The 8,550-nt window shown below is 56.7% G+C and carries 4 protein-coding genes; 2 read left to right on the forward strand and 2 right to left on the reverse strand.

The features are described 5' to 3' along the window. Positions 1-103: 103 nt before the first annotated feature. Positions 104-625 (forward strand): hypothetical protein, encoded by a 522-nt coding sequence (locus NFS22_RS22500; protein ID WP_251319888.1) that lies wholly within the window; start codon positions 104-106, stop codon positions 623-625. 40 nt (positions 626-665) lie between these two features. Here NFS22_RS22500 and NFS22_RS22505 read toward each other — a convergent pair whose 3' ends face one another. Continuing rightward, on the reverse strand, positions 666-5,465 hold the full coding sequence (locus NFS22_RS22505) for a beta strand repeat-containing protein (protein WP_251319889.1): 4,800 nt from the start codon (positions 5,463-5,465) through the stop codon (positions 666-668). 709 nt (positions 5,466-6,174) lie between these two features. Here NFS22_RS22505 and NFS22_RS22510 point away from each other — a divergent pair. Beyond that, positions 6,175-6,705, forward strand: coding sequence for a hypothetical protein (locus NFS22_RS22510; RefSeq protein WP_251319890.1), 531 nt, complete (start codon positions 6,175-6,177; stop codon positions 6,703-6,705). 55 nt (positions 6,706-6,760) lie between these two features. On the opposite strand, the gene NFS22_RS22515 is transcribed toward NFS22_RS22510, so the two are convergent. Then, the coding region (locus tag NFS22_RS22515; protein WP_251319891.1) for a hypothetical protein at positions 6,761-8,550 on the reverse strand (1,790 nt) is incomplete at its 5' end.

An 8,550-nucleotide genomic window follows, 5' to 3' on the forward strand; every position in this document is an offset into this window, starting at 1 on the left:
TTTGGCGAACACAATCCTCAGTCAGCCTGCGGCTGACAGCTCCTTTGCGAAAGGAGCCTTTTTTCGGGCTCAATTACATTTTTGTTTTGAGGAGGATTTTTCTATGTCAAGCAAGCTTACAGAAAACTACCAGCTCTGCCAGTGGGAGCGGACGGACAAGGTGCTGATGGAGGACTTCAACGCTGACAACGCCAAGATTGACGGCGCGCTGGCGGCACTGGCGGGAAGCAAGGCGGACACCTCCGCGCTGGACGCGCTGGCCCGGACGGTGTCGGGGCACACCACGTCGCTGTCCAGGCTGGGCAACTGTAGGATTCAGTACTTCACCTACACCGGAACCGGAACCTGCGGCCAGGACAAGCCGACGCGGGTTGTTTTTTCCGTCAAGCCGGTTTTTTTTCTCATCTTTGGTACGGAAGAGCTGGTTTTGATGGCCAAAAACTCCGAATACCCCCTATTTCTCGGGGCCTATGAAGCGGTGAACAACAAGCTGATTTTGACCACCACCCGCTCCCACTGGGATGGGAACACCCTGGCAATCCACAGCTATGAACCGATCACTCAAATGAATCGAGATGGAATTTTATATCATGTAGTCGCTTTCTACTCCCAGGATGGCAGGTAAGTAACCCCCGGGCTTTCGCCCGGGGGTTACTTATGCTTGATTACGCTTCGGGAGCGGGTTCAGCGGCGGGAGGGGTAAAGGTTCCAGAGAAGGCCACATCAACAGTGTTAACCGTCTCAGCACTCTTATCTCCCACCACCAGTGTAACGGTGATAGTGTAAGTGCCAGCCGCAGCTGTCTCCTGACCCAGGCTCAGAGTTCTAGTGTTCGTATCAGAACTCTTCTTCATCTCCCAGTGCAGGTAACCACCCTTGAAGCTGTTATCCTCACTGGTCCAATCCCAGTCATTGTCTTCATTTGTCCCGGCGTAGGTCTGGACCTTGGTACCATCGCGCTCAACCTTCACATCCTTGACCCAGACACCATTTTCGGTATCGACGGGGTTGAGCAGAACGAACAGCCAGGGGAAAGTGGGGTTACTCTTGGCTTCTTCCCAAGTAGCTCCACCCATGATGAGTTTCTTCTGTTCATCATTGTAGTTCAGGCTATTATACGCCGCAGTCCAGCTCTCCTCGTCACAAATGAAGACGACACCACTGTTAGCCTTGAAGATTGCAACTTCAACATCTTCACCAGCGCTCACGTTTCCTGTTGTGTCAACGGTGCCCAGCGTATCAGTAACCTCAATAGAACCCTGAGTCCCCTTGAGGGTGGCGTCCTCTTTAGCAACCTTGATGGTCACAGCAGCGCCGGTTCCGTCAGTCTCAACAGTGCCAGTGGTCACAGTGTCAATAGCCGCAGTGGCGTCGGCTCCGCTGACAGTCACCTTGGCAGTGCCGGTAGCGGCGGTGTCAACAGTGCCGACAGTGGCGCTGGCAGTTGCACCAGTGACCTTTACCTCAGCAGTCTTGCTGGCAGAGGCGTTAATAGCAGCAACCTCAACCTCAGCGTCGTTCTGGACATCCACAGTACCGTTGGTCACGGTGGTGATCTCGGGAACCTTGGTGCTGTCGATCTTGATAACATTCACGTCAGCGTTGTCCAGGGTGCCGATGGTGGCGTAACCGGCGTTGGAGGCGTCACCGATGTTGATGGTCACGTTCCTTGCGATGCCGGGGATGTGCAGGGAGGTGGTGCTCAGAACGTTGATAACGTCACCAGCAGTTCCGCTGTAGCTATCAGCGGTCAGGGTGCCATTGACATTGATAGTCCGGGTATTGCCGGTGTTGTTGATGTTGCCGTTTACGGTTACGGTCTTGTTGGCGGCGATGTTGATGGTGCTGGCACTGCTGCCGGAGATAAGCAGGTTGCCGTTCACACCGGTGGAGCCAACAGTCACGTTGCTGTTGATGTTCACGGTGTCGCCGTTGTGGACGATCAGCCGCATATCGTTAGCGGTAACATTGTAGGTGATGTTCCTGGACACATTGCTGTCGGTCACAAAGGTACCGTTCACAACCAGGTTGCCGGTGCCGCCGATCCGCAGGGTGTTGTACAGGTCTGCGGAACTGCCAGCGGTCAGGTTGCCGTTGATGGTCAGGGTCTGACCGGCGGGAATCTCCACATACTTGGAAGCGCCCGCGGAGGTATCGCTGGGAATCCAGCTGGCGGGGATGGTGACGTTGCTGCCGCCGTTCAGCAGGGTCTGAACGTTGGTGACAGTTTCGTCATAGGCCACGCCGGTGGAGGGGCCGGAGGTGTTGGTGCCCTCGTTGACAACCTTGCCGTAGGTGTCGTTCAGGATCACGCTGGTGACGCGGCCGTTCTCGGCGATGGCGATGATGTAGCCGTAGAAGTTGACGTTGTCACGGTTGCAGTCCAGAGCGTTCAGGGCGCTTTCCATGGCGCGGGCGCCGGTGAAGGTCTCGGTGTGGTTGTCGAACTGGGCCACGTCGGCCAGCACGCCGGGCGTGCCGTTGCGGCTGACCTTGGCACGGGTGACGATAACCTTGGCGCCCTCAACATAGAAGCCGCGGGTGTTGCCGTTGTCGGTGTACAGGGTGCCGTTCCTGTAGCTCAGGCCGGTAGTGGGATGGTTCACCGTGCCGTTGCTGATATTGTTGTAGTTGGCGTACAGAACAACCAGGTTCTCGTCCTCGGCGGACTCCTCCAGCTTGGTCACGTCGGTGATGTACTTGCCGGTGGTCATCACGGGCTTGAAGTTGCTGGCGCCACTGCCGGTGTTCTGAATGTCGCCGTAGTTGTTCTCGGTCTTGGCGTTCTCCATGTCGGTCAGGTTCTCCGCCTTGCGGACGTTGCCGTCGGCGTCATAGCGGATCTCGGCCACGTCGCCGGCGCCGATGCGGTTGGCGCTCAGCTGGGTCAGGCTGTCGCCCTTCTCAGTCAGAGTGACCCATTCGCCGTCCACAATGGCCTCACGCTGCCAGGTCCAGTAGCCGCCGTTGTCGCGGGTGTTGTCAGAGACATACTCCTCGCGGGTGGGGGCACTGTTGGGGAAGTAGGCGATCTTGGTGCTGGTTCCGGCGTCCTCGCCGATGGTCACAGCGGCGACCACATAGCCGTCACGGTGATACAGGGTGTAGATTTCGCTCTTGGGGAAGGCCAGGGTGTTACTGTCAACACTGCCGCCCAGGTAGTATTCATCATCGACATAGCGCTCGGTGAGGTTGGTCACCTTGATGTTGGCGTTGTTCACGCCCACAGTCACAGAGTCCACATCGTCAATGATGGCGGCGATGTTGCCAGCATCAGTATTACCGCGGACATAGTTGGCGTCCAGATTCGCGGCAGTAGAGGAGTTTACGTTGCCAATGCCGTTGGTCAGGCCGTTCTTGACAGACGTGCCGTCCTTATCAACCGTGCCGTTGGCATTATAGGTAAACTCGGTGTTGCTGTTGATGACATTCAGGGAGACATTGATGTAGACGGTCTCCTCGTTGCCATACACGCGGGCCAGGCTGCCGCCCACCAGGGAGACGTGGCCCCGGTCGATGGTGTAGGTGCCGTTAGCGCCGGCAGTGCCGTTGACATTCACGGTGTCATAGGCGTTCTGGGCCCACTGGCCGTACTTGTTGTTGCCCAGAGCGGTGTCCACAGCGTGCAGGGTGTACACGTCGTTGTTGTTAACGGTGTAGCTGCACCAGGTGTTGACGATAGCGCCCATGCTCTGGAAGCGGTCCACGCCGCCGGTGCTGTCGGTCACGTTGACCTTGATAACCTTCATGGTGCCGTCCAGGAAGATGGCGTTCATGTCAGCTTCCTTGTTGCGGAAGTTGCTCAGGTTTCCGTCCACGCCGGTGATGAACACGAACTGGTCGGGGTCCTCAACCAACTCCAGGCCGATGAGGTAGCCGTACTCGTCCAGGATGACGTTGTAGGTGCGGTCCTTCAGGTTGACGGTGCCGGTGGCGGTGGTGTAGATCTCCAGCACCTCGGGGTCATACAGGGCGGTGTCGGCGTGGTCATACTGCTGGCCGCCGGTCACCACATAGCTGTTGACCTTAAAGGCGGAGACGGTCACGCCGTCCAGCCGCTCGGGCTTGATGACTTCCTGAATCTCGTCGCCCGCCACGTGAACCAGGTAGACCTCGTCCTTCTTGGCCTCAGTCAGGATGGGGAAGTCCTCACCCTCGGGGCTCAGGTTGCTGGTCCGGGCCTGGAAGCCGACGGTGCCGGCGTCGGTGTCGGCGGTGTCCTTAACCAGCAGGTTGCTGGCGCCCACCTTCTTCACACCGTAGACAGTCACGTCAATGTTGTCGTCCCGGGTGTTGTAGTCCTCCAGGGTCTTGGCTACATAGGTGTTGATGATGGCAATGTAGTAAATCTCATTCAGGGTATCCACATACACCTGGGTGAGCACGCCCTTGTCGGTGGCGCCCACAGCGTTGGTGTTGGCGCGGATCAGGTTGCCGGGGGTGAAATAGGAGAGATCGCCCTGATTCAGGATGCTCTCACGGGTCTCACCGTCAATGGTGATGCGGTAGCGGTAGTTCTCAATGGTGCTGGCAGTCAGGGTCTCATAGAGATCGCGGCCGGTGACCTTGTCGGAGAACTCCTTGCGCAGCAGCTCCTTCTTCACGTAGGTGCCGATCTGGGTGCCGTCATACTCCCAGGTACGGGCGGGACGGCCAAAGGCGTCCAGATCGCTGTCGTTCAGCTTCAGGTTGCCGCTGTACAGCTGCTCGCCCAGCTCCACAATGGGGGCGTCGTTGGCGGAGCCCATGGAGGTGGCAGCCACGGAGCTGATGGACCGGGCAAATGCCTTGTTGCTGGTCACATAGACATAGTTCACCTTGCCGTTGGTGGCAATCACGTTGCCATTGGCATCAAAGTAGTTCAGGGTATTGCCGTCAGGCTGCACCATGCCGCTCTGCAGGGCATTCAGCACCATCTGAGCCACCTGATTACGGGTCATGGGCTCGGTAGCGCTGGAGCCAACACCGTCAAAGATGCCGATGTTGTTGCCCTGGAGGACGGTGGACACCTCAAAGCCGTTGGCGTAGTCGCTCTGGTACTTGAAGTAACCCAGGGCACGCATCAGCATGGAGGCGGCTTCCACGGCGGTCACAGTGGCGCCGGGATCGTACACGCCGTCGCCGCGGCCGGACACAATGCCGTTGGCGGCGCAGGCGCCGACCCAGCCCCGGGCCCAGTCGTACACGTCGTCAAAGGGGCAGGTAGCAGTATAGTAGTTGTAATCCAGGTTCAGCAGCTTGCCCATGACAACCGCCATCTCAGCGCGGTTGACGGAACGCTCAGGGCCAAAGCCCCGCTCGTCGCCGACCATGACTTCGATGGTCTGCAGAACCTCGATCGCTTCGACGTTGTCAGTTTCGCTGACATCGTCGTAGCCCGCAGCCGCGCTGGAACCGACAACCATCATGCCCAGGAGCATGACAGAAGCCAGAGTGAGGCTGAGGGCCCGCTTCAGGTTTCTCATTCGGATTTCCTCCTTTAATTTTTTTCGGCCTGAGAGGGGCCGGTCCGGCCGAAACGCATCCTCGTCCGATCTTTGGTAGACCCCGTAAGTCCAACCTTTTTGCCGGAAAATTCTGCGTTTTGACCAAAAATTTCGAGGTATTTCGACTTTTTCAACCCTCCACCTCCGTGTCACACCTCTTGCGCAGCGTTAAAGATTGCAAAAGCGGTATGAAATCCAAAAAAATTACCTGATTTAACATAAAAAAGTGCAAGCCGGTAGACGCCTGGTAGATGACCTGGAAAATGGAAAACCCGCCAATCCCTGCGCCGCAGAGGATTGACGGGTTTTGAGGTAGACATTTGGTAGACTTGATGGCCTAAATGACGCCATGCAAAGAAAAAAGGGCGCAGTGCGCCCTCATTTCCATTAAATGTATGCAAACGTCCCACTTTGGGGCGTTTTTCTGTGTTTTATAGAGGGCCCACCGTCCCGCCGCAGCGAAAAGCCTCCTTTCGCAAAGGAGGTGGCACGGCGGAGCCGTGACGGAGGATTGTATTTCGTCGCAGACGAAATGTGCGCAGCAAATGAGAATTGCATAAATCTTGTTTATTTTATACATTTTGCTTCGCAAAATACAATCCTCAGTCAGCCTGCGGCTGACAGCTCCTTCGCGAAAGGAGCCTTTTTTCGGGCTCAATTACTTTTACATGTTAAGGAGGAATTTTCTATGTCCAGCAAACACACAGCCAACTACCGGCTCTGCCAGTGGGAGGAAGATGACGCCGTGCGGCGCACTGACTTCAACGAGGACAACGTCAAGATCGACGGTGCGATCAAGGGGGTGGATCAGAGGGTGGACAGTCTCAGCGCTGCGGTGAGCGTAAAGGCGTCTGCGGCGGCACTGAACAGCCTGTCGGCCACGGTATCCGGGCAGGCCAGCACCCTGAACCGGAAGGGCAACTGTCAAATCTCCCTGTCCACCTACACCGGTACCGGCGGGGAATCCAACACCATCACCTTTTCCCGCAGGCCTGCGGCGGTTTTCGTCACCGGGTACGGCGCACAGATGTTCACCGTTCAGGGAAACTCCAGCGTTCTGTCCCACGGCGCGGGCGGCTCGTCCGCCAATATTGCCGCCGCCTGGTCGGGTAACTCGGTCACCTTTACATTTTTATCAGGCCAGTTTGACAAGACCAACGCTATCTGCAACGCGGCAAACCGTACCTACTACGTGATTGCACTTTTCGACCTATCCTGATGAAAAGGCCCCGGGCCCGAAAGGGCCCGGGGAACTGGGTTTAACGCTGAATTGCTTAGGCAGGAGTCTTGATAACGAAGGTCAGAGTGTAAGTGCCATCGCTCTCCAGCTTCACGGTGCCTTGAGCGGTCTGCTCATACAGAGTTCCGCCATTCTGAGCGAATGTTACATTATCAGCCGTAATCTCAGCAAGAGCATGAGCAGCATCGGCTTCAACGCCCTTTACGATTACCGTGTAGGCAGTTTCTGCGCTCAGGTTCCCGGTCACATTTGTTTTGCCATCCGCAGTCTTGATAGTAAAGTTATCAGCAGTCAGAGTCGCAATACCGGCACTGGTAAATACAACATCAGCCGCGGCCTTACCACCGGCAAATGTGGCAGTGGATCCATCCTCAAGGGCGATCTCACGGATGACATCCAGTTCGGTGAAAGCAATGGTCTCTGTTCCGACAGTGATCTCACCAGATTTTGCTTTGGTAAACTTATCCTTGGAGACAGCTACCACAGGCTCGGTAGTGCCAACCACAACTTTAACAGCCTTTGCAGCAGCGCTACTCTCAACTACAACCTTGGCGCCCTGAGCCACCACATAGCTGCTAGTGCTGGACATGGTCAAGCTCTCGGTACCGTTCCAAGTCACAGTGTTCACAGTGTTGTTTGCAGGCACAGTTACAGTAGTGGCGCTCCACAGGTCGATCTTGCCATCCACAACAAGATTTGCTGTCAGAGAGGCGGCAGGAATGTAGCCCTTGCTGGTGTCGTCAGTACGGGCAGTAAGGGTGATACCGCTGGCATCCCAAACCTTGACCTTGCCAGCATCCTTTGCAACAGCAACAAGCTTAGTGGCAACAGGCAGTTCAGTCATAACAATACCAGAAGCAGCGGGAGTAACCTTGGTGTCATTGAGATAAACCTCAAACTCGGGCTTGATGTCAATGGCAGCGGCCTGGTTCTTGCCGCCAGTGATGGCAGCCTCAAACTTCAAGGCAGCGGTGCCGTCACTGACCTTGGAAGAGCCAACCTTAACGCCGTCTACATACAGGGCGTAGCTCACGCCGGCTGTCCCGGCAGCATTCTGGGCGAAGCGGACACTGCTGCCCTCGGCAATATTCAGGCTACTCCCACTGGCGTATCCTTCGCCGTTGCCCTTGTTCACTTCGATGCTCTTGGCCACCCCGGAGCCCAGAGTCATGGTTACAGAGGGCACCAGATTTACATCGGTCTTTGTGGTGGTGGAAGCAATGGCCGTAACACCCTTGGCTCCAACCGTTATGACGGAACTATATGCCGCATTCTGGCCAGCGGCCTTTTCCTCAACGACCTTCAGGCCCTGAGTAAGAGAGGTCTCGCCAGTAGTGGTAACATCGGTGCCAACATAGGCAATCGCGGTGCCCTTGTAGCTGACCTTGACCAGCTCCTTGGCAGCAGTCTGAGAACCAGCAGTGCTGCCAGTCGCAAAGGAAACAGGGGTCTTAACGCCGTCTATGGTCACAAGAGCGGAACCGGAAGCGATGTCGGGGTTGAACTCGATAGCGGTGCCCTCAGTGGCAGCAAGCAGAGCGGCCTTAACCTCGTCGTCGTTCAGAGCGCGCTGCTTGTAGCTGGAGAACTCATAGGTGCCGTTGTTGAGAACGGCCTTGTATTCCACCAGGCCGGTGGGCGGAGTAACAGTGCTGCCAGCCTTGGTCACAACGCTGATGGTGATGTCGGCCTCAGCGGCAGTGATGGTGTACTCGCCGTTGGCAGTCACGGTCTGCTCCTTGCCATTAATGCTGATGGTGTAGGTAGCGTCGTTCTTGGTGGTAACAGTGACCTTGGCGGACTTGCCCTTCTCCAGGGTAGCGG

Origin of the sequence: Flintibacter muris (genome assembly GCF_943192995.1) — a bacterium.
In the GTDB taxonomy this organism is placed as follows: domain Bacteria; phylum Bacillota; class Clostridia; order Oscillospirales; family Oscillospiraceae; genus Lawsonibacter; species Lawsonibacter muris.

Coding starts and splice junctions, on each gene's coding strand:
- NFS22_RS22505 (WP_251319889.1), bottom strand. CDS start 5,465: ATGAGAAACCTGAAGCGGGCCCTCAGCCTCACTCTGGCTTCTGTCATG.
- NFS22_RS22510 (WP_251319890.1), top strand. CDS start 6,175: ATGTCCAGCAAACACACAGCCAACTACCGGCTCTGCCAGTGGGAGGAA.
- NFS22_RS22500 (WP_251319888.1), top strand. CDS start 104: ATGTCAAGCAAGCTTACAGAAAACTACCAGCTCTGCCAGTGGGAGCGG.